Below are 22,130 nucleotides of genomic sequence, written 5' to 3'. Positions count from 1 at the left end.
ATATTCTTTTATAATTGTTGGGAGAGATACCGCATCAGGCATCGTCTCCGTTGGATATGATATGTATGTCGCGCTGTGGGAACGGAATTTCTATGTTGTGCTCAGTCAGTACATTATAGATAGTTTCCATGATTTCGCCCTTGGCGTAGGTGGTGGTCAGCACGGGAACCCACACGATGAGCTTGAAGTCGATGCTGTTGTCGCCGAAGTTGGCAAATACCATCTTGGCAGGTCTTGTGGCATCCTTGCACTTCAGCTTGTTCACCGCGTTGCATACCAGGTCGCGCACCGTATTGACATTGGTGCCATAGGCCACTCCGAATGGTATGCTTGCCACCTCATAGCCGTGGTTTCTTGTCAGGTTCTTGTAGTTCTTGGTAAAGAGCTGGGAGTTCTGGAAGGCAATCACGCTGCCGTCGGTTGTGTCCATGAGTGTAGAGGTGTAGGATATCGAACTCACCGTGCCTCTTATGCCGTCACATTCGATGAGGTCGCCCACCTTGATGCGTCCCGCCATGAGAGATATGCCGTAGTAGATGTTCTCAATGATGTCCTTCATCGCGAAACCGATACCGGTAGACAGACCTCCTGAGATGACCACGAGCCAGGTGCTGTTCACGTGGAAGATACTCAATACCAGCATCAGCCATACGCCCCATACCACAACCTGCAGCACGTTCTTTGCCATGACGTTCTTGCTCGCGGCGGTCGTGGGGTCGGTCTTCTCGAAGTGGAGCTTTAGGAAATCCTTGCTTGTCTTGTTGACATACGCGAAGACAATATACAGGATGGACGCCATGAAGATGCCGAGGATGCTTATTCTTATGTTGTCGGAGTCTATGAAGTTGTTGGTATAGATACGCATGGTCGTATCACTCAGATTGAAGATGTCGGCAGCCCAATAGATGGAGAATATCACCGACACCACGCCCATTACCGGCAGGAGTACCGTATAGACAAGCCTATAAGCCCATTTCTGCGTGATGGGTTTGGCCAGGATGCCGTTGCGTTCGGCGTACGCCTTGATGATGCCCTTCAGACAGGTGATGGTCAGGATGCAGGTAAGCTGCATTATCCACCATATCAGCATCTCAACGCTCAACAGGGTGTAGCCTATCCATGAACAGATGGTAGCACCCACGAATACGATGAGCGAAAGATAGGTATAATAGACATCGGTCTTGGGGATGTTGTGACCATGTCGCTTGATGACATTCCACTGCCACAGGGTGCAGGCCAGCAGAACGGGTGGGAAGATAAGATTGGTGAATATGTTGGGAATCAGTACTATGCGGAAGCTGATGATGATGAAGTCGATGACAATCAGAGGAGCATAGATGCGGAAACCGCTCTTTATCTGCTTGGTGCTCAGACGGATAAGCAGCGAGATGAGTATCACGCCCAACAGCCAGGCATATTCTACCAGCAGATTGCAGGCCATAATCAGGAAGTTCTGGTCGGCTGCCAGTCTGATGATGGCCAGCACGATGGCAAAGGTTACTACCGTTGCAGCCATGGTGATACACGTGCGCTTGCCGATAAACGTTTCGTGTGTGGCACTGATGTTGTCTGTCTTCAGCAGACGTGTCACCCTCTGCATGAGGCGTTGTGATCTGAACAGGCGGGTTATCGCTACCCTGAACAGCAGCACGTTGAGCGAGATGGAAATGATACCGCCAAACAGGATGATTACCAGCAGACCAAACATAAGCCTGCTGTCCCATTGCGACTTGCGCTTGGCCTGCGGCTTGTATTTCTCCGAGAGCGTTTCGGTTGTCTCGCTCACGTTGGTACTGATATGCCTGAGTATGGTGAAGTAGTTGTCACCGGCATTGTTGAATATGCTGGCCTGTATGTCACCATAACGCTTGATGGCGTAGTCGTTCAGACTGCTCAGCTGTCTCTCAGTGTTGTGATAATACTTGATGTACATACTCATCTGTTCGTTGTTGCTTTTCAGCGTTCTGAGTATGTTGATAGACAGGGTGAGGCAGACATTGCGGTCTATGGCGGCGTGCTCGCTCAGCGTGCGGTCGCTCATCTGGCTCAGTACATTTACCAAGGAGTCAAACCGCGCTATCTCGCTCGTGGAGCGCTGCAAATAGTTTTCAAAGGGAATAACCGACTTCTTGAACGCATGATACATCTCTGTAGCTTCATGACAGGCGTAGGTCAAGTCAAATAAATATCCCGACTTCTGCGAGTATAGCATCAGCGAATTCTGGCTGCACTGGTTGATGATTGAATACATGTTCATAGTCATCTGGTCCTGCTGCTCTTTCAGGTATCCCGTCTGGCGTTCCAGTTCTATTCTGTAGCCAGTGAGCTCCTGACGTAGGATGGCCAGAGTGTGCGACAGGTCCTTTTCCTTTAAGACGGCCATTGAGGGCATTGCCACTGTGAGCAGCAGTAGCAGCATGAATATCTTTGTTTTCATATTATCTCTCATTATACATGCAAATTTACTCAAAAGAATCGAATTGTGTAAGGATATTTTTATTAATTTTGTACTATTAAACCAAAAATAGGATAGTAATGATAATTATTGCTGATTGCGGAGGTACAAAGAGTGATTGGGCGCTTGTCTGCGACGACAGAACGGTCGTACGTATGCAGACTGGGGGCATCAATCCCATCCATCAGAGTGAGGATGATATCGTAAAGCAGCTTGATGCTGTGGCTCAAGAGGTTACCCGCAGACGGGCCGTCGTTTCCACGCTCGATATCTACTTCTATGGTGCTGGCTGCAATGCCGTGGGCACAGGCATCGTCAGTGCTATCCTTGCCCGGGTCTTTGCCCCGTTTGCTCCTGGGCTCCACGTGTGGTCCGACCTTCTTGGCGCCGCCCGTTCCCTGTGCCAGCACGCCGAGGGTATTGCCTGTATTCTCGGTACCGGCTCCAATTCGTGTCTCTATGATGGCGAGAGCATCGCTGCCAATACCCCTCCTTTGGGTTACATCTTGGGCGACGAAGGCAGTGGGGCCGATTTGGGCAAACATTTCCTGCACGACTTGCTTAAAGGCCAGCTTCCCGAGCAGCTTCGTGACGAGTTCTACTCCTCTTGCCAGCTTTCCTATCCCCAGGTTATCCAGCGCATCTACCAGCAGCCGCGAGCCAACAGTTTCTTGGCATCTCTTGCTCCGCTTATCCATCGTCACCTGGACAATCAGCATGTGTACGACATGGTTCTTGAGCGTTTCCGCTCGTTTGTGCGTTACAACCTGAAGCCCTACCGTCGCCCCGACCTTCCCGTGAGTTTTGTGGGTAGCGTGGCTTATTATTTCCGCGACCTGTTGGCTGAGGCCATAGAGCGCGAGGGGCTGAAGATGGGTACCGTGGCCCGTACGCCTATGGCAGGATTGCTGGCCTATCACGGGGTGGATGCGGCAGATGTATAGGCATCTCTTTACATCTTCTTTTTCAGTGCATATAAGTTGACTTCAAAGTTTGATTTGTGGAGTTCAAGGTTTGATTTCATGGTTTCATACTGCGAATTACCTATTTCCAACTTCGCAATTACTCTCAGGCAGGTCAGGGCTAAGTATGGCCAGCAGGCTGTGTATGCCACCCTCATGGCCGGAAGAGTGAAGATGGGCTTGGGGGAATAAAAAACAATCGCAATGCCCATGGGGATGAACATTGCGATTGGCTGTTGGTATCTAAGGGATTAGAACTCGCTGGTGAAGTGGAACTTGATGTGCTCGAAGTCCTGCTGGGCCATTGACAGCACGTAGCCGCTGTCTGCCAAGAACACGTCGCGACCCTCAGAGTCTTTGGCCATATACTGGTATTTGCGCTTCTTGAAGTTCTCATACTCCTTCTCGTCATCGCTTTCTATCCAGCAGGCCTTGTAGAGATGCACGGGCTCCCAACGGCACTTGGCATTGTACTCGTTTTCCAGTCGATACTGGATTACCTCAAACTGCAGCTGACCTACGGTTCCCACAATGCGGCGGTTGTTGAACTGATTGACAAACAACTGGGCCACACCTTCGTCCATGAGCTGCTCCAGACCTTTGTAGAACTGCTTGGACTTCATGGGGTCGTCGTTCTCGATGTATTTGAACAGTTCGGGAGAGAAGCTGGGGAGTCCTCTGAAGTGGATAAGCTCGCCCTCGGTCAGCGTGTCGCCTATCTTGAAGATTCCGTTGTCGGGGAGTCCGACGATATCGCCTGGGTAGGCCTCGTCGATTGTCGACTTGCGCTGTGCCATGAACTGCGTAGGTGATGAGAACCTCACGGTCTTTCCCAGACGTACGTGGGTATAGGGCTGGTTGCGCTGGAACTTGCCCGAACAGACCTTGCAGAAGGCGATACACGAACGGTGGTTGGGGTCGATGTTGGCTGTAATCTTGAAGATGAAGCCTGTGAATTTGGGCTCGGTGGGCTCGACCATACGTTCTTCGGCCTTGGTGGGGCGTGGGCTCGGTGCTATCTGTACAAAGCAGTCGAGCAGCTCCTGTACACCGAAGTTGTTTAAGGCACTGCCGAAGAAGACGGGTGCAACATCGCCGCTACGGTAGGTCTCAACATCGAACTCGGGATATACGCCATCGACGAGGTCAAGGTCGTCGCGCAGCTGGCTTGCTCCGCGTTCGCCGACATGCTGGTCGAGTTCGCTGCTGGCCACATCTACGGCAATCTTCTCTGTAACCCTCTGCTTGTTGGGGGTAAACAGGTTGAGCTGCTGCTCAAAGATATTGTATACACCCTTGAATCTCAGTCCCTGGCCAATGGGCCATGACAGTGGGCGCACATGTATCTGCAGTTCCTTCTCCAACTCGTCGAGCAGGTCGAAGGGGTCGCGGCCCTCACGGTCCATCTTGTTGACAAAGATGATAACCGGCGTGTTGCGCATGCGACACACCTCCATCAGCTTGCGTGTCTGGGTCTCCACACCTTTGGCAGAGTCGACCACGATAATGGCAGAGTCTACGGCTGTAAGCGTGCGGTAGGTATCTTCGGCAAAGTCCTGGTGACCAGGGGTGTCAAGGATATTTACCTTGTAGTCCTGATAGTCAAACTCCATGACCGATGTAGAGACCGAGATTCCTCTCTGCTTCTCTATATCCATCCAGTCTGATGTGGCAGTCTTTCTTATCTTGTTGCTTTTTACAGCTCCAGCCACCTGAATCTGTCCTCCGAAGAGCAGGAACTTCTCTGTCAGCGTGGTCTTACCGGCATCCGGGTGTGAGATGATGGCAAAGGTCCTTCTACGTTCTATTTCGTTCATTCTATTATGTTGTTTGCTGTTTTTTGATACATTCCTCCAGGCTTTCCTCCCAGTAGGGTATGTCTATATTGTAAGTATTCTTAATCTTGGTCTTGTCCAGCACGCTGTAGTGCGGACGGTGGGCTGGGGTGGGGTATTCCTCGGTGTGCAGCGGGCTTACCTTGCATCCCTGGATGCCGGCTATGCGGTGGATGGCTTTGGTAAAGTCGTACCAGCTGATGACTCCCTCGTTGCTGAAGTGGTAGATGCCCGGGATGATGCCCTGGTTGATGGCTGTCATGATGGTGGCTGCCAAATCGCGGGCGTAGGTGGGAGTGCCTATCTGGTCGAAGATTACGCCAAGACGGTCTTTGGTCTGTCCCAGTTTAATCATTGTCTTGACAAAATTGTTGCCAAAGGTGGAGTAGAGCCAGGCGGTGCGGATAATCATCGTGCGGTGGCAACGGGTCATGCATGCCTCTTCGCCGGCGAGCTTGGTGCGTCCATACACGCTGTCCGGGCAAGTCGTGTCGGTCTCGGTATATGGCGTATGCTTGGTTCCGTCGAATACGTAGTCGGTGGAAATCTGTACCAGGAAACCCTTGCGGCTCTCGATGGCCTCTGCCAGATAGGCAGGAGCCTTGGCATTGAGAAGAGTACAAAGTTCCTCGTTGCTCTCTGCGCGGTCAACAGCGGTGTAGGCTGCACAGTTGACGATTCCGTCTATCTCATGTTCGTTGACAAATGCACTGATGGCCTTGGCATCCGTAATGTCGAGGTCGGCTACATCGGTGTTGAAGAATGTGTGTTGGCTGTTGGCTTGCTGCAGGAGCTGCATCTCGTTGCCCAACTGTCCGTTGCATCCTGTGATAAGTATATTCATAATCAGTCGTCTTCGAATTTGAGTCCTTCGGTATTGTCCTTGATGTAATAGTCTGAAAGCAGACCCACCAGCGTGGTAATCTCCTTGATGGCCTTTTCGGTCTCGGGTGAGATGGCCTTCTTCTGCAGGCGCAGCATCATGATGCCATAGAGGGCATCGAGACATGTCTCGATTTCGTTGATATCCTTATCGCCCTTGTTGCGCAATTCCACAATAAAGGGCAATGCCTTGTAATATGCTGCATTGTAGAATGGGAATTTGGAAGACTGTAACAAGCGGTGATGGAGGTCGCAAACATCCTTGAGTAACACCTCGTTAATCTGCAAGTGACCGTATTCGCGCTTACCCTCTTCATTCATCATCCTGATGAGATTGCCTATCCAGTCAAGCTCTTCCTCCTTTTGCTCTTCGGTGAAGTCAAACTTGTTGATATACTCACGTTTGATGACAGGCAACGAACAGCCGTAAACACGGATGAGGTCTTCCATCTGCCACATATACAGAAGATATTCGGCTATCGAATTCTTCCTTAATTCTTTTGCAACAAACATTTTCTCAGTAACTGATTGTATAGAGGTTGAAGACAGTACCGATGAGTACCAGTAAAGAGAAGGCAATCACCAGACTTCCTATTACCTTATTAATTATAAGAATACCATTGTCGTCGAACTTTCCTCTTATCTTGTTGATGAGCCAGGACAGACCAAACCACCATATCAGGGCTCCAATCACAATGCTGATATAGCCCAATGACATTTCGAATGGATGGTTGGGGATAACGAAGGCAAACTGGGCAAATGTGCCCATGAAAAGGAATATGATAAGAGGATTGGAAAGGGTTACGAAGAAAGCCGTGATGGCATTGTGTGTCAGAGACCCTTTCTTGGTGCCGCCCCGGTGGATGTTGCGGGTTGGGTTGGCCTTGAAACAATAGACACCGAAGAGCAGCAGTATAGCGCTACCGCTAATCTGAAGCCAGAACTTATTGGTAGGATTGGTTATCAGGTCCATGATAAAACTCATACCAAAGCCCGTTAGCATAGCATAGATGATGTCGCTCATGGCGGCACCTATGCCTGTGACAAATCCATACCAACGCCCTTTGTTGAGGGTGCGCTGGATACACAGGACTCCTACGGGGCCCATAGGCGCCGATGCAATGATACCAATCAGGACTCCTTTGAGTATCATCCCTAATATGTCTATTTGAAACGGAAACGGCATAGCGGATGCAAAGTTAATAAATTAACTTGAAAGAAAACGCTATAACTTGGAAAAATGTCCTCTGAGGCTAAAAAACTGATGCTTTTCTTGTGGTTTTATGGAAAATATATTTACCTTTGTCATTAGAACAAAATCAATAACTAAAGATAATTATAAAATGGACGTACAGAATGAAATGAAACCGTATGTAATCGGTTTGGACCTGGGTGGAACCAACTCAGTATTTGGAATTGTCGACAGCCGTGGTGATATCAAGGTGACCACAGCTATCAAGACGCAGGCTTATGATGATGTCAACGACTATGTCAAGGCTGCTGTTGAGGCTCTCCAGATCATTATAGATCAGGTGGGTGGTATCGGCAAGATCAAGGCTATGGGTATAGGTGCTCCTAATGGTAACTATTATAATGGTACTATCGAGTTTGCGCCTAACCTGAAGTGGGGTCGCACGGGCGTCGTGCCATTGGCCAAGCTCTTCTCTGATGCTCTGGGTATCCCTGTAGCCCTTACCAATGATGCCAATGCGGCTGCCATCGGTGAGATGACTTACGGTGTGGCTCGCGGTATGAAGAACTTTATCGTTATTACCCTCGGTACTGGCGTTGGCTCGGGTATCGTAGTCAATGGTCAGCTGGTTTATGGCTGTGATGGCTTTGCCGGTGAGCTCGGTCATACCATTGTACGCCTCGACGGTCGTCCTTGCGGTTGTGGTCGTCGCGGCTGTCTGGAGACTTACTGCTCTGCCACGGGTGTCGCTCGTTCTGCACGCGAGTTCTTGGAGACACGCGATGATGAATCGCTGTTGCGTGAGCTCAATCCCGAAGATATCACTTCTCTCGATGTGGCTATTGCCGCTGGCAAGGGTGACAAGTTGGCTAAGGAGATTTTCGACTTCACCGGTGAAATTCTTGGTGAGGCTTGTGCCAACTTTGCTGCATTCTCTTCTCCTGAGGCTTTTATCTTCTTCGGTGGTCTTACCAAGGCTGGTGCCCTGCTGATGGATCCTATCGTGAAGAGCTACAACGACCATATCCTCAACATCTTCAAGGGTAAGGCCAAGTTCCTGGTTAGCGGCCTCGATGGTTCTGCTGCCGCCGTTCTTGGAGCTTCTGCTGTAGGATGGGATATCGTGTAATGGAATAAGGGTTGTCATCGTATTGACAACATCCAACATAAAAATAGCCCGGGTTGAAATCTCAACTCGGGCTATTTTTATGATAGGCTGCGTGTCAGTTGACTACAACTTTCTTGCCATTGAGTATGTAGATGCCTTTGGGCAAACCTGTAAGTGCTACCGAACGCTCGACATTGCGGCGCACGGCAATACCTGTGATAGAGTATACCGTTACTCTTGTAGGTTGCCACGTGGTGGGTGTGTCAATGCCGTCGGTTACTGTGCGGCGGTAGAGCATCAGGTCTTTCTGGCTGCCTGTGTAGCAGGCGAAGCGTGGACTGTTGGCATTGAACTGTATCTCGCGTGAGGTCCAGTTGTTATTGGTGATATGGCTGTAACCGGCCTCTACGCTGATAGACCATTTCGTCTTGTTGTCGGATGCTGTAGTAGCGGTGTAGAGCTTATTGTCATTGCTGGTCTGTGAAAGATATACTTTGCCCATAACGTCGTAGATGGTGTAGGCGCCCTTGGTTCCGCCAAGAAGCAGCTGGTGGGGCTTGCCCTTTTCGTCTACGGTAGTTGTGATGGTCTCGTCGGATCCGATAATTACGTCGGCAGAAGTATAGAAGTTCTTGCCATCGGTAAGGTCTGACAGTGCGCATGATTTTACCTTGTCGTTGCCTGGGAATACCAAGATATAATACGAACCGGCATTAATCTCTGTCTCAGACTTGACTAACGTAAAGACAACGCCATTAGGATTGGGGTCTGGGTCCGGATTAGGATCTGGGTCAGGGTTGGGATCTGGGTCAGGGTTGGGATCTGGGTCCGGGTCAGGATTGGGGTCAGGATCGGGGTTAGGGTCTGGGTCAGTACCTGGATCGGTGCTGTTGTCATAGTTGTCATAGCTGAAAGCGACATTCTGCTTTCCGCCCCAGATATATTCCTCCAGTCCAGGATAATCGACGAAGGGATTGCGGTTTTGCTGGCAGCCATACACGGCATTGTTGCGGTCTATCTCTTTCTTGCTTACGGGGTCTTGCTTCGCCCAGCGCAGCAGCATCTTGATAAACCATGACTTGTAGGCAGGGTATTTGTTACCGGCAAATACCGCAGTGTTGGACCATGACGAAATCTTGTTTTCGTAGCAAGTGGCCATATAGAAATAGATACGTGCAAAGTCGCCTTTGTATTCGTCGTTGGGCTCGAATACAGTACCCGAATAGCCTTCGGTAGAGCAAGGACCTACTTTGCAGAAACCGCCGTTTGAACTGTAAGTTGGCTTTTGGGTTTCACCAAAGGGAAGGTTGCCTCTTCGATTGTTGACATAACCATCGGTGGGAACCACATGGACAATGTCTGATTTCATAGGCGAGGCTTTGCCGAACCAACTTTGTGGTACCGAGTGTTCACGGTTCCAGCAGTCGCCTTCTTTCTTGTACCCTCCGGCATTGTCTCTGAAAGTGTAGTTGGTGGTACAAGAGTACATGTCCCACAGTTTACCGTCGGCACGTTTGTCGGTCTTTTCATAGTAGGTCAGCAAACCATCGTAGCTTATGGTTCTGTGATTGCTAATAATGGAGTAGAGTGCTGTTTTCAGTGCGGCACCTTTCTTACCAGTGGCAGTCTGGTAGTAAGTTCCACTGTTGTTGGGCCCCTGTGCAAAGGCGTGGAGCACCAGGGCCAACATGGTGGTGACCAATGTAATTTTTCTAAACCTTAACATTCTCTTTTTTGATTAAACGTAAAACTCTGCAAAGTTAGCAATAAAGTAATTATTATCGGCCAGACTTTGTAATTATTTTTCCGTTATTGCCCTATATATTATAAATAGGTGTAAAAATAGGGCCTTTTATCGTAAAAGACCCTATGATGATGTTGGGGGATGGGAAGGTTTTGTATATCTTTGGTTTCTTATTCTGCCGAGAAGTCTGCAACCATTTTGCGATATAGCGAATACATTCGCGTGCGGTCGATGTAGCCTACCAGACGGTTATTGACATCGACTACAGGGAGATACTGGGCATTGGTGTTTTCAAATTTATGCATGGCCTCGTCCATTGGGTCGTTTTCGCCAATCTTGGCAGGACAGTCGGACATAAGTTGCTCTACTCTGAACCGATTGTACAGCTCTGTTCTGAAGATGATATGTCGGTTGCGTGTCATGTTGACTTCTCCCAGTAGGGTTCCGCCTTTGTCCAACACGGGAAGGAAACTGGTATGGCTGTCGCTGTATGCTCTCACCAGTTTGCTGAGTGGCATGTCGGGCGTGACAGATGTGTACTCGCGTTCGATAAGACTGTCAAGTCTCATCAGGGTAAGGATTGATTTATCGGTATGGTGGGTGAGCAGTTTTCCCTGTCGTGCCAATCGCATGGCATAGATGCTGTGTGGCTCAAAGATGCTGATGGTAAGGGTGGAAACTACACTCACAATGATAAGTGGCATGAAGAGCTGGTAGCCACCGGTAAGTTCGGCGATAAGGAATATTCCCGTAAGCGGGGCGTGCATCACTCCTGCCATCACTCCTGCCATACCCAATAGCGTGAAGTTCTTCTCGGGAGCGTAGGGGCCCAGTTGATACATGTTCCATATTCGCGCAAAGAAGAAGCCGCTGAATCCGCCGATAAACAGGGATGGCGCAAAGGTACCACCGCAGCCGCCACCGCCATTGGTGGCTGATGTGGCAAAGACCTTGGTCAGCAATACCAATCCGACATAAACGACCAGCAGGTCGCCATGTCCATAGAAGAGAGAGTTGTCCATGACGTGATTCCACTCTTCGGGTGTGCTTCCGTTAAGCAGTGTGTTGATGGCGCTGTATCCTTCTCCATAGAGTGATGGGAAAAGGAAGATGAGCGGACTTAGCACCATACCACCAGCAAGCAATCTCAGGTATGGCCGTTTGGCAAGTTGGGCAAAGCAGTTCTCGCATGCGGTCATTGTACGCATAAAGTAGAGACTTATCAGTCCGCAGAACATGCCAAGGAGTATGTCGGAGGGGACGCGGTCCAGTCCCCACATGCTGTCAAGATGGAAATTGAAGAGGGCACTGCCTCCCATAAAAATATAGGAGAAGCAAGTGGCGGTTACGCATGAGGTGAGGATTGGCAGCAACGACGCCATAGACAGGTCAACCATCAATACTTCAAGGGTGAAAACCAGTCCGGCAATAGGGGCCTTGAAGATTCCGGCAATGGCAGCAGCTGCGCCACATCCGACGAGAAGGATAAGGTTCTTTTTCTCAAGATGGAACATCTGTCCAAGATTGCTGCCGATGGCAGAACCGGTAAGTACAATAGGCGCCTCGGCTCCTACCGAACCGCCAAAGCCGATGGTGATAGCCGACGCCACCACCGATGACCAGCAGTTGTGTGACTTCAGGTGGCTGTTCTTGGTCGATATGGCGTAGAGTACACGCGTGATACCGTGAGAGATATTGTCTTTGACGATGTACTTGATAAACAGCGAGGTAAGGTATATACCTATGACAGGGAAAAGCAAGTATAGCCAGTTGTAGCTGGTAATTGTAAATCCAGTGGTAAGCAAGTGCTGGATTTCCTTGATTATACTATGCAGGATAAAAGCGGCGATGGCAGCAAAGAGACCGATAAAGAATGACAGAATCAATGTGCTCTGTCTATCGGATAAGTGCTGTTTGTTCCACTTTACCAACTTGGATATTATCGTTTTGTCTGATTCTGTAGCTACGTTTGTCATCGTCCGTGATTGCTTATTTTCTTATGATTTTAACCTCTCCGTCCAATGCGAGTTTGATGATGCTCGAAGGTGTATGAGGCTTGTGCTCTTGTCGGCGTGAGAAGCAAACATAATCGACGGCGTCGAGTATCTCTTGTGATATGTCGCAATAGTTTGCGGCGGCTGGCTGTCCGCTTATGTTGGCGCTGGTGCTTACCAAGGCCTTCTGGAAACGGAAGCACAGTTCTTTGGAAAACTCTTCGCGAGTGATGCGCATAGCGATGGAACCGTCTTCGGCTATAAGATTGGGAGCCAGGTTCACAGCACCGTCAAGGATTACGGTGGTAGGCTTGTCTGCCAGTTCAAACAGGTCCCATGCCACAGCTGGCACTTCACGTACATAGCGTTGCAATCGGGCGTCTGAGTCGACAAGGCATATCATGGCCTTGGAGTCGTCACGTTGCTTGATTTTATACACCTTGGCCACCGCTTCTGCATTGGTGGCGTCGCAGCCTATGCCCCACACGGTATCCGTAGGATAGAGTATTACACCTCCACGGCGCAGCACCTCAACTGCATTCTTTATATCTTCTGCTTGTTTCATAATTATTTTACTTTGTACAATGATAGTCCTCGATGGTACGCATGCCGTTAAGAAAATCGTTTGCATTCATACGCTTCTTGCCGGAAATCTGCAGGTTGATAATCTCCAGCCATTCGTCGGCGCAGGCGATGAACATCTGTTTGCCTTCGACCATGATTGTTCCCGCCTTTTGTCCAGTACTTCTTCCTGTCTTCGCTGTCTTGAATACTTTGAGCACCAGTTTGTTCTTGGCAGACGCCTCAACCGATTGCTCCAACGATGACCATGCTCCGGGATAGGGCGATAGTCCTCGGATGAAGTCATATACTTGCTTGGCTGATTGATTCCAATTTATCTCACATGTTTCTTTGAATATCTTGGGTGCCGGTTTCAGACAGTCGTTGTCTTCTTGGGCAACGGAGGGCACGTCTCCGTCACACTCGATGACCTTGTCTATCGTCTCTTTGCACAGTTGGGCACCAAGACGCATCAGGCCGTCATAGACATATTCAACGTCAGCATCATCAGGTATGTCAAAGGTCTTCTTGTCGATGATTCTACCTGTATCAATGTCCTTGTCCAAGAAGAAAGTTGTTACACCGGTCTGAGTCTCTCCATTGATTACCGCCCAGTTGATAGGGGCTGCGCCGCGGTATTGCGGCAAGAGGGCAGCATGCACGTTGAAGGTGCCAAATCTGGGCATCCCCCATACCACTTCGGGCAGCATGCGGAAGGCAACGACAGCCTGGATGTCGGCGTTGAAACTGCGAAGCTGTTCGATGAATGACTCGTCTTTCATTTTGACCGGTTGGAGCACGGGGATGCTGTGTTCCAATGCATATCTTTTAACTGGCGAAGCCTGTAGCGTGTCTTGATGACGGCCTACAGGCTTGTCGGGCTGGGTTACTACTGCTACCACATTATATCCTCCCTCTACCAATGTCTGCAATGACTCTACTGCAAATTCGGGAGTACCCATAAATACTATTCTGAGTGTACTTTTATCCATTGTAGTCCTTTGTTTGAGGGCAAAGTTATAAAATTAAACTTAAATAGTTAACGAAAAGACTATGAAAAATCAAGGAAATGTGATTTTTTGTCGTTTATAAATTGTACCTTTGTATGCGATAGCCGACAGATAGATGGGGTTGGGATTGTGCAAGCAATCAATGCAAGCGCCTGTCTTGTGTCGCACAAGCATGAACATGCCTTGATTATGACTGAGTCAACCCTACATAACAACCAACGAATAGCTAAGAATACACTCGCATTGAGCGCGCGTATGTTTTTGACTATTGCGGTGGGAATATATTCCAGCCGACTCATTCTTGAAGCCTTGGGCGTGGTCGACTATGGTATTTACAGCGTTGTGGGAGGCGTTGTGACATTCTTTGTCTTCATCAATGCTTCTTTGGTCAATGCCGCTCAGCGTTTCCTCAACTTTTATATGGGCAAGGGCGATGACATGATGCTTCGCCGTGTGTTTGCTACCAGCAGGTATATCTTTGCTTTGTTGGCGTTATTGATATTTGTGTTGGGTGAGATTGTCGGTGTCGTTTTTGTCAATTATGTGCTTGATATCCCCGAGAGCAGATTGCTGGCAGCCAATATTGTCTGCCAACTTACGATAGTTGCCGCTGTCATCGACGTGTTGAGCCTGCCTTACAATGCGCTCATCATCTCATACGAGCGTATGGTCGTCTTTGCGTATATCTCTGTGGTGCAGTCGTTAGCCGTCCTTGCGACGGCTTTTGTCCTGTTGGCTTGGGGCGGAGACCGCCTCGTAGCCTATGCCGTATCGCTATGTCTGATACAAGTCGGGGTGCGCGTGTATTACGGGTATTTCTGCAAGAAGCATTTCTCTATATTGATGACGCGTGAGCCGAGGGATAAGTCTCTGCTCGTCGAGATGTTGGGATTTTCCGGCTGGTCGCTCACGGGAGCCTTTGCTTATGTGGCGCATACCCAGGGCATCCCCATACTCTTCAATCTGTTTTTCGGCCCTGTCGTCAATGCGGCCAATGCGCTCGTCCAGCAGATCAATGCTTCACTTTCCACTTTTGGTGCAAACTTTATGATGGCTGCCAAGCCTCAGATTACCAAGTATTATGCAGAAGAGAACCGTGGAGCGATGGCCCAGCTGGTCTATTACAGTTCCAAACTCTCGGTGGGTATCATGCTGATGGTTTCATTGCCATTTCTGATTATGCCCGACTATCTGCTTGGAATATGGTTGGTGGAGGTGCCCGCCACCACTTCGGCCTTGCTGCAGATGATGCTTTGGGCCACACTGGTCAATGCACTTGCCGCGCCAGTCAACACTGCTATCCAAGCCACAGGCACCGTGAAGCGCTATCAGGTGGCAGAGGCCATAACCCTGCTTTTGGTGCTTCCCGTTGCCCTAATAGTGTTGTATATGGGAGCAGCTCCGCAAAGCGCCTATTTGGTTTTGGCGATAGTCTTTGGAATGACCCAGATGGTGCGCGTCTTCTTCTTGCATCGGATGGTGGGTGTGAGCTATCGCGATTATATCACCAAGGTACTGACGGGGGCAGTTGTGCTGACAGCAGCGTCTTATGTCATTGTCAGCGTCATCCATCTGTATGTCGGCGACTCGCTCCTTGGGCTTGTAGCCGTTGTGTTGGCTATTGCCCTGGTGGTCCCCGCGCTTTTTATGTTGGTCTGTGTCAACAGGCAAGAGCGTAGCAGGCTGTTTGCAATGATTGCCGACAGGTTTAACCATAACAAGGAGGGTGGGAGATGATGAATTTTGTTTCCATAGTCATCCTCTGTATACTCGACCAGATTCGTTTTGAATTCGTTGGAAACGTCTCTGCCTTTGATATCTTTGTGATTTTCTATTTCTGGCTTTATGTGATGAAGAACCGCGGATTAGGTGTCTTCCAGCATGATGCCGAGATAATGAGACTCTCCAAGTGTTTCGCAGCCTTGTTGGTTGTCCAGATTGTCAGCGAGACACTTGTGGACAACTCTTTGCAGAATGCTGCCAGGGGAGTGGCCGTCACGGCGATGTGTTATCTGAAGTTCTTGTTTGTCTTGGGCTTGTTTTTCAAGAATAGGTCCAACATAGTCTTCTTCCTGGTGGGCACGTTGATAGCTAATATCTTGTTTTTCAGAGTCAACGATTTCTTCGGACTTGGAGAGATGGATGTTGATTTTCAGGATGTCAAGTCTGGCGAGGGAATAGCCATGGCTTATTTCAAGTTCAAGATAAGCCCACTCATCAACAGCGCTGCTGTCCTGCTGTCGGTTTGGTTGGGATTCAAAAACCTTAAGGCGTCAATCGTGTTTATCGTCCTCGGAGCGATTTCCATTGTGCTCGGTGCGCGAGGCAATGGACTTATACTCCTTGTCAGTGGCTTGATACCCCTGTTTCTGTACGAGCGCATAAGGTGGAACAAGAAGAAGGTATTTGTGGGAGCCGCTTTGGTCCTTGCTGTTGGTGCCTATTCCTACAAGATGTATGTCGACAGCGTGTTGTCGGGCAAGATATATGGAGGCAATGCTCACACGCAGATAGCCAAGATGGACAATCCATACAATGTGCTGGAGTTGCTCAAGATAGGACGTACCGAGCCCTTCGTAGGACTCAATGCCTTTGCCGACTCTCCTTGGGTGGGATGGGGCGCATGGGCGCGCGACCCAGGTATGTATTATAATACGATGTTGCTGGAGATACAGGGCGCCCGCATAGATAAGCGCAAGCTGAATATAGATGTCATACCTACCCATTCGGTCATAGTGGGTTATGGCGTATACAATGGTGTCTTGGCCATGCTGCTGTCTGTCCTGATTATTGCATTCTTCATCCGATGTGGCGTCATTGCCTTGCGTCGCCAGAGCATATTCAGTTTTGTGCTGACCAGCAGCCTAATCGGATTGATATGGGATAGCCTGTTCTCGCCCATATCTTCGATGAGATTCCAGTTTGTTCTCTATTTTGCTTGTATCTATTATATCTATAAGATGATGCAATATCCGGATTTGGCCTACCGTTACGGGTATATTGAGAAAGATAATCAATGAAGAAGATGGAAGAAATAAAGCATGTAGATCTCTCACATTACAATGAGGTTAAGCCCCACCACAAGAAACAGCTTCTGTGGCGTTTGGTCAATATGACTTTGTTCAGATGCTTGGCTTTGCCTTGCTTCAATCTGTTGCGCATTTGGCTGTTGAGGCTTTTTGGTGCGCGCGTGTCGTGTACGGCCGACATCTATCCATCGTGCAAAATCTGGGCACCATGGAATCTGCAGGTCGGAGACCACAGCTGTCTGGCCCCTCGTGTCGAGATATATAATAAGGATGTGGTGACCATCGCCGACAATGTCGTGATATCCCAGGGAAGTCAACTCTTTACCGCATCCCATGACATCAGCCAATCGACCAATCCATTGATAACCGCCCCCATCAGGATAGAACATTCCGTGTGGGTGGCTGCGGGGTGTTTTATCGGTAAAGGGGTGACCATCGGCGAGGGTGCCGTAGTGGGAGCTCGGGCCTGTGTGTTCAGAGATGTCGAGGCATGGACTGTAGTAGGTGGCAATCCTGCCCGATTTATCAAGAAACGTGTATTAAACAGCTGACTCTATGCAAGATATATCCGTAATCATCCTTACGCTCAACGAAGAGCGGCATATCGCAAGGGTAATGCAGAATGCCCAGAAGTTTGCCCGTACGGTGTATGTCGTTGACAGTTTCAGTACAGACCGCACGGTAGAACTGGCCACGGAGATGGGAGCTGTAGCCGTGAGGCATGAGTTTCAGTCGCATGCCAAGCAGTTTCAATGGGCGTTGGACAATCTTCCTATTACCACTGAGTGGGTTTTGCGATTGGATGCCGACGAATATCTCACTGACAAACTGATAGACGAGATAGAACGCCGATTGCCTGCCACCCCTTCGGGAGTCAATGGCTATACCCTGAGATGTCTCTATAATTTCATGGGCCGTGAAATCAATCATGGCATCATTCCGTTGGTACTGTTGCGTCTGTTCAGGTATGGCAAGGCGAGAATAGAGGACAAGCTGATGGACGAACATATCTATCTCACGGAGGGTACGACGGCCGATATGACATATCCCTTCTACAATGCCAGCCTGATGACGCTTACCGAGTGGACGGCCAAGCATAACTGGTATGCCACGCGCGAAGCCATCGAACTGCTGACCATAGAGTGTCAGAAGCATAGCCCCCAACAGATTCTTAATATTGGCACCCATTCAGCCGGTGTGCGTGCCAAGAAACTCAAATACGCCCGTCTCCCATTGTTCTGGCGTGCTTTTGCCCTGTTTGTTTATCGTTATCTCTTCCGATTGGGTTTCCTCGATGGCAAGGAGGGATTTCTCTGGCATTTTCTGCAAGGATGGTGGTATCGTACTCTTGCCGATGCCAAAGTCTATGAGGTCAAGAAGCGTTGCGGCAATGACCCCAAAGCCATTGAGGAAGAAATCAAGCGCATATCCATATCCAAGTTGAAAGTATAAACCTATCCAAAGTCGTCAGGATGAAAGTTACCATCATAACCACTTGTCTCAATCGTGTCCACACTATAGGTAGGGCGATAGAGAGCGTAATCCGTCAGGATTATGCCGACATCGAGTATATCGTGGTCGATGGAGGGTCTACCGATGGTACACTCGATGTCATCAACCGGTATAGAGACCATATTTCCCATCTGGTTAGCGAGCCCGACCACGGCATGTACGAGGCCATTAACAAAGGGTTACGCCTGGCCACGGGCGATGTCATAGGACTGGTCCATTCAGATGATGTACTCTATGACAGCACTGTCATTTCGCAAGTGGCCGAGGCGATGGCCGTTTCGGCTGCCGATATGGTTTATGGTGATGGCTTGTTTGTCAGAGGCGACAGAGTGATACGCAACTGGATAAGCGGAACCAATAGGCGGTGGAAGTTGCGCGCGGGGTGGCTGCCGTTGCATCCCACTTGTTATGTGCGTAGCGATGTTTTTGCCCGCTATGGTGCCTACAACGAACATTATCAGATTGCTGCTGATACCGATTGGTTGTTCCGCAATCTTTATGTCAATCGTATTCATACGGTTTATCTTCGTCGCTATATCGTAAAGATGGATATGGGCGGATTGTCGACCGACAGTTCGCGCCGGCGCCAGATGTGGCGTGAAGATACGGCCATCTACCAGTCGTTTCACTTGTCGGGAAAAGTTATGAAGGTGATGAAGATGATGTGGAAACTGCCACAGTTTATGGCATTTCTCAAAAGATAAGACCGCGTATGGAAGAAAAACTGATACATAAAGAACTGTTGAGGCTTGTGCGAAGTGCTCTGTGGCATAACGAAGAACTGCCGGTCTCTTATGATGAAGAACTGCTGAGCCCCGTTTTTCGGGCTTCGCGGCAACAGGCCGTGTCGGCACTCGTAGCTCAGGCCTTGCTTTCCAATAATGTGCGTACCAATGACGAGGGGGCGATGGAGATTATGTCTATCCTCATGGGGCATAAGCGCCACGCTGCCACCAGAGATGCTCATGTGGCAATGATAGGCCAAATCCTCTCAGAGGCGCAGATACCTTATCTGGTTTTCAAGGGTCAAATTGCAGCACGCTATTATCCTCAGGTCAGTCTGCGCAGTACGGGCGACATTGATTTCTATGTGCCTCTGTCTCATTATGAGTCAGCCAAACGCTTGATGGCAGACAAGTTGAACGTTCCAGTGGTGGACGACCAGTTGGACAAGCATGCAGAATTCTCGTATCAGAAGACCCGCTTCGAACTTCATCATCGTATAGAGACCTTTGGCTTTGCCGGTCATCAGCATCGTTTTGACCGATGGATAGCCGACGAGGCAACATCGCCCCATACATTGCCGATAAATGATGTCGATGTCCATACGTTGTCGGCAGTAATGGATATTCTGGTTGTTTTCAAACACCTGTTCAACCATCTGCTGGTCGAAGGGGTAGGCTTGCGGCAAATCTGCGATTTGGCCCTGATGCTGGATAGGAATAAGGGTAATTATGATGTAGACCTACTTGCCGCCCGCCTCCGGCAGATGGGTTATTATCGTGGCTTCAGGGCTGTCGGCGCATTGATGGTCGACAGCATAGGGTTACCGCGCGACAGTTTTCCATTCACGCTCACAAAGGCCGACAGCCGGTGGGGGCGGCAGATTATGCGTGAGGTAATGGCTGGTGGTACTTTCGGCAAGTATGGCCGTGAGAACAAGACAGCCAGTCTGCGCAAAAGCATCGAGACGGCATGGATGGCCATGCGCCATTGTCTCGGGTTCTTGCCGTTGGCACCCGTAGACATCATGTTTCTTATTCCCAGGCGCATTGGCATTTCATTCAAGAAATACCTCTGACTTACTTGTTCTTGTCGTAATAGTATTGTCCCTTTTTCTGTGTCTGCCGACCAAATTCGATAGCGTGGGTAGGGCAGTGGTGATAGCAGGAGAAACAGGTAAGACATTGGCCATTGTGTTTCCATGAGGGCATCTTGCCTTTTCCGCCTTCGATATCATTGACCGGGCATACGGATGCACACATTCCGCACTGTAGGCAACGGTCTGCTTCTACGTGGAAACGCTTGTCGGTTATCAGGCGATTGACAAAGAAACTGCCTATAGGCCCACTGAAGAATGACGGCACGGGACCTTTGATGACTTTCCGTATGTCCTGCTTCTTGGGGAGGATGACATCGCTGACAAAGACTTCCAACTCTTCGGCTGCTTTCTGTTTCTTGGCCTTTTCTTTTTCTACCTTATCTACATCCATGAATGGCAGACCCACATACGATTCGGGCATGATGAGCGAGAGTGCGGCATCGACAGTCAGCCCGTGATGCTTCAGGTCGTTTTCGAATATCTCGACAGCCTTGCCGATGCTGTCGCCAGCTGTATATATAATATAGGTATATACTTTGTCGGTATGAATGAACTGGCATTGGGATAGGAAGCGTCGCACCAATAGCGGCGGACGCCATCCGTGGACAGGAATGATAAAACCTATGCTTTCACCCGGATTGACGGTGTAGGTCATGTCGGTAGAAAGTTCATCGGGGATGAACTTCAACTCTTCGTTTAAGCGTGCTGCAACATGCTTTGCGGCCCATTTTGTATTGCCTGTGCCTGAAAAATAGAATATCATACGGCAAAATTAGGAATAATATAAAAAAATACAAAACAAAATGGGGCTTATCTCTAAAACATTTCGTAAATTTGTAGCCATAGATAACGTATTTAGAATTTGGTAGCATGAGCAAATTTGATTTATCTAATATAAAATATGTAGAGATACCCTCAAAGGGAATCTTCCGTTTACTTCGTTTTACCATAGATGACAAAACATATATTGCCAAGACCTTAAAGGAGGAATATGTCGAGCGCCGCCAGTATGTAGCCCTGCTCAAGAAAGAGTATGAGGCTGTGGCCAAGTTGCACAGTACCTATCTTCCAGTCTATTATGAACTGATAGATGACACCCGTTTGGGGCGGTGTATCGTGGAAGAGTATATAGAAGGGCGCTCCATAACCGACTATTTGGCAGAACAACATACGGAAGAGGAACAGGAGCGGGTGGCGCGACAACTGATAGATGCACTACAGAGCATCCATCAGCGCTTTATGGTCCACCGCAATCTGAAGCCGTCGAACATCCTTATTACGAAGCAGGGCGACAATGTCAAACTGTTAGACCTGCGTCCTCCGTTTGCCGATGAAATTCAGGCCCCGTTTACATCTACCCGTTTTCAGGCTCCTGAGCAGAAAGACGAGACCGTGGCGGTAGACACCCGGTCGGACATCTACTCATTGGGACTGGTGTTGCGGCAGATGACATTGCCCGACAACTTCGTGCCGGTCATTGCCAAGTGTTGCAGTCTGGGCAGAACAGACAGATATATGTATGCCGAAGACGTGGCAACGGCCCTTGACAGTCGTCCGTCGGTAGATTTCTCTCGAGGTCTCAAGTGGGCTGCGTTGGTGGCAGGTGCCGCAGTGATAGTGGGTGCTATCGTCTATATCGCCCAGAGTGGCATCAGCTTCGGTTCGGATGAAACGCCCGAAGAGGCCACCTCCTACATCTTGCCCGACACGGTAGCGGCAGATACCGCCAAGCAGGTAGCCGAAGCCGATACGCTGTCTGCCGTCGTTCCATCGGGCTGCAATGTTGATAGTGTCAAGCAGGTTATCGCGGCCAGGCTGGAAAGCATATATCGTCCCTATCAGGGTGACTCTATTGGCACACACAGCCGTCAGCAGATAAGTGCGCAGGTGCGCAACTGTTATTATGGCATCATGCGTCGTCTGGGTACGGTCACTCCCGAGGAACGCGCCGTAATCGACCAGTACTTTGCCAAGTATCGTAGCAACAAGGACGCGCAATTGAAGACAGAATAGCATCAAGGATG

The 22,130-nt window shown here is 49.4% G+C and carries 20 protein-coding genes; 9 read left to right on the top strand and 11 right to left on the bottom strand.

Features of this window, described 5'->3' with window-relative positions:
• Positions 1-34: 34 nt before the first annotated feature.
• Positions 35-2,437, bottom strand: a complete 2,403-nt coding sequence (locus CIK94_RS08990) for a mechanosensitive ion channel family protein (RefSeq protein WP_094422718.1) — start codon at positions 2,435-2,437, stop codon at positions 35-37.
• Positions 2,438-2,535: 98 nt separating this feature from the next.
• Between CIK94_RS08990 and CIK94_RS08985 the strand changes: the two genes are divergently transcribed.
• Entirely contained in the window at positions 2,536-3,399 is an 864-nt protein-coding gene (locus CIK94_RS08985) for a hypothetical protein (RefSeq protein ID WP_094386932.1), read from the top strand.
• An 8-nt stretch (positions 3,400-3,407) separates the two neighbouring features.
• Here CIK94_RS08985 and CIK94_RS08980 read toward each other — a convergent pair whose 3' ends face one another.
• From CIK94_RS08980 to CIK94_RS08960, 5 genes are read right to left on the bottom strand one after another with little or no spacing between them, the layout of a single operon-like run.
• Positions 3,408-3,641: a hypothetical protein gene (locus CIK94_RS08980; RefSeq protein WP_094422716.1), complete on the bottom strand. Its 234-nt coding sequence runs from the start codon at positions 3,639-3,641 to the stop codon at positions 3,408-3,410.
• A 27-nt stretch (positions 3,642-3,668) separates the two neighbouring features.
• Entirely contained in the window at positions 3,669-5,234 is a 1,566-nt protein-coding gene (locus CIK94_RS08975; RefSeq protein ID WP_022310185.1) for a peptide chain release factor 3, read from the bottom strand.
• A 4-nt stretch (positions 5,235-5,238) separates the two neighbouring features.
• Positions 5,239-6,096 (bottom strand): dTDP-4-dehydrorhamnose reductase, encoded by an 858-nt coding sequence (gene rfbD / locus CIK94_RS08970; RefSeq protein ID WP_094422714.1) that lies wholly within the window; start codon positions 6,094-6,096, stop codon positions 5,239-5,241.
• Positions 6,097-6,098: 2 nt separating this feature from the next.
• Positions 6,099-6,647, bottom strand: coding sequence for a DUF4924 family protein (locus tag CIK94_RS08965; RefSeq protein WP_022310183.1), 549 nt, complete (start codon positions 6,645-6,647; stop codon positions 6,099-6,101).
• A 4-nt stretch (positions 6,648-6,651) separates the two neighbouring features.
• Positions 6,652-7,320, bottom strand: a complete 669-nt coding sequence (locus CIK94_RS08960; protein ID WP_022310182.1) for a LysE family translocator — start codon at positions 7,318-7,320, stop codon at positions 6,652-6,654.
• A 157-nt stretch (positions 7,321-7,477) separates the two neighbouring features.
• Between CIK94_RS08960 and CIK94_RS08955 the strand changes: the two genes are divergently transcribed.
• Positions 7,478-8,455 (top strand): ROK family protein, encoded by a 978-nt coding sequence (locus CIK94_RS08955; RefSeq protein ID WP_022310181.1) that lies wholly within the window; start codon positions 7,478-7,480, stop codon positions 8,453-8,455.
• A gap of 94 nt (positions 8,456-8,549) precedes the next feature.
• Here the strand turns inward: CIK94_RS08955 and CIK94_RS08950 are convergent, their stop codons facing one another.
• The 4 genes from CIK94_RS08950 to fmt all read right to left on the bottom strand — a co-directional run bounded on the left by CIK94_RS08950 (position 8,550) and on the right by fmt (position 13,725).
• Entirely contained in the window at positions 8,550-10,160 is a 1,611-nt protein-coding gene (locus CIK94_RS08950; RefSeq protein WP_094422711.1) for an endonuclease, read from the bottom strand.
• A gap of 188 nt (positions 10,161-10,348) precedes the next feature.
• A complete protein-coding gene (locus CIK94_RS08945) occupies positions 10,349-12,154 on the bottom strand; it encodes a chloride channel protein (RefSeq protein WP_022310179.1) in 1,806 nt (601 codons plus the stop codon).
• Positions 12,155-12,167: 13 nt separating this feature from the next.
• Positions 12,168-12,737: an L-threonylcarbamoyladenylate synthase gene (locus CIK94_RS08940; protein WP_022310178.1), complete on the bottom strand. Its 570-nt coding sequence runs from the start codon at positions 12,735-12,737 to the stop codon at positions 12,168-12,170.
• A gap of 7 nt (positions 12,738-12,744) precedes the next feature.
• The gene (fmt, locus tag CIK94_RS08935; RefSeq protein WP_094422709.1) at positions 12,745-13,725 is read right to left on the bottom strand and encodes a methionyl-tRNA formyltransferase; all 981 of its coding nucleotides are present in this window, start codon (positions 13,723-13,725) and stop codon (positions 12,745-12,747) included.
• Positions 13,726-13,998: 273 nt separating this feature from the next.
• Here fmt and CIK94_RS08930 point away from each other — a divergent pair, with 273 nt between their 5' ends.
• From CIK94_RS08930 to CIK94_RS08905, 6 genes are read left to right on the top strand one after another with little or no spacing between them, the layout of a single operon-like run.
• A complete protein-coding gene (locus tag CIK94_RS08930) occupies positions 13,999-15,480 on the top strand; it encodes an MATE family efflux transporter (RefSeq protein ID WP_158216553.1) in 1,482 nt (493 codons plus the stop codon).
• Positions 15,477-16,763 (top strand): hypothetical protein, encoded by a 1,287-nt coding sequence (locus CIK94_RS08925; protein ID WP_022310175.1) that lies wholly within the window; start codon positions 15,477-15,479, stop codon positions 16,761-16,763. The genes CIK94_RS08930 and CIK94_RS08925 overlap by 4 nt, the downstream gene beginning before the upstream one ends.
• Positions 16,764-16,768: 5 nt before the next feature.
• Positions 16,769-17,323, top strand: coding sequence for a putative colanic acid biosynthesis acetyltransferase (locus CIK94_RS08920; protein WP_094387012.1), 555 nt, complete (start codon positions 16,769-16,771; stop codon positions 17,321-17,323).
• Between the two features lie 4 nt (positions 17,324-17,327).
• Positions 17,328-18,224 carry a glycosyltransferase family 2 protein gene (locus CIK94_RS08915; protein ID WP_094422704.1) on the top strand — a complete coding sequence of 299 codons (897 nt, stop codon included), beginning with the start codon at positions 17,328-17,330 and terminating at the stop codon, positions 18,222-18,224.
• 20 nt (positions 18,225-18,244) lie between these two features.
• Positions 18,245-18,988: a glycosyltransferase family 2 protein gene (locus tag CIK94_RS08910; protein WP_094422702.1), complete on the top strand. Its 744-nt coding sequence runs from the start codon at positions 18,245-18,247 to the stop codon at positions 18,986-18,988.
• An 8-nt stretch (positions 18,989-18,996) separates the two neighbouring features.
• Positions 18,997-20,085 (top strand): nucleotidyltransferase family protein, encoded by a 1,089-nt coding sequence (locus tag CIK94_RS08905; RefSeq protein ID WP_094422699.1) that lies wholly within the window; start codon positions 18,997-18,999, stop codon positions 20,083-20,085.
• A 1-nt stretch (position 20,086) separates the two neighbouring features.
• Here CIK94_RS08905 and CIK94_RS08900 read toward each other — a convergent pair whose 3' ends face one another.
• On the bottom strand, positions 20,087-20,869 hold the full coding sequence (locus tag CIK94_RS08900; RefSeq protein ID WP_094386944.1) for an EFR1 family ferrodoxin: 783 nt from the start codon (positions 20,867-20,869) through the stop codon (positions 20,087-20,089).
• 107 nt (positions 20,870-20,976) lie between these two features.
• On the opposite strand from CIK94_RS08900, the gene CIK94_RS08895 reads away from it, so the two are divergent.
• The gene (locus CIK94_RS08895) at positions 20,977-22,119 is read left to right on the top strand and encodes a protein kinase (protein ID WP_094422697.1); all 1,143 of its coding nucleotides are present in this window, start codon (positions 20,977-20,979) and stop codon (positions 22,117-22,119) included.
• Positions 22,120-22,130 lie beyond the last annotated feature (11 nt).

It is taken from the genome of Prevotella sp. P4-51 (assembly GCF_002251455.1).
Classification (GTDB): domain Bacteria; phylum Bacteroidota; class Bacteroidia; order Bacteroidales; family Bacteroidaceae; genus Prevotella.
This window is presented reverse-complemented; position numbering and strand designations above follow the sequence as displayed.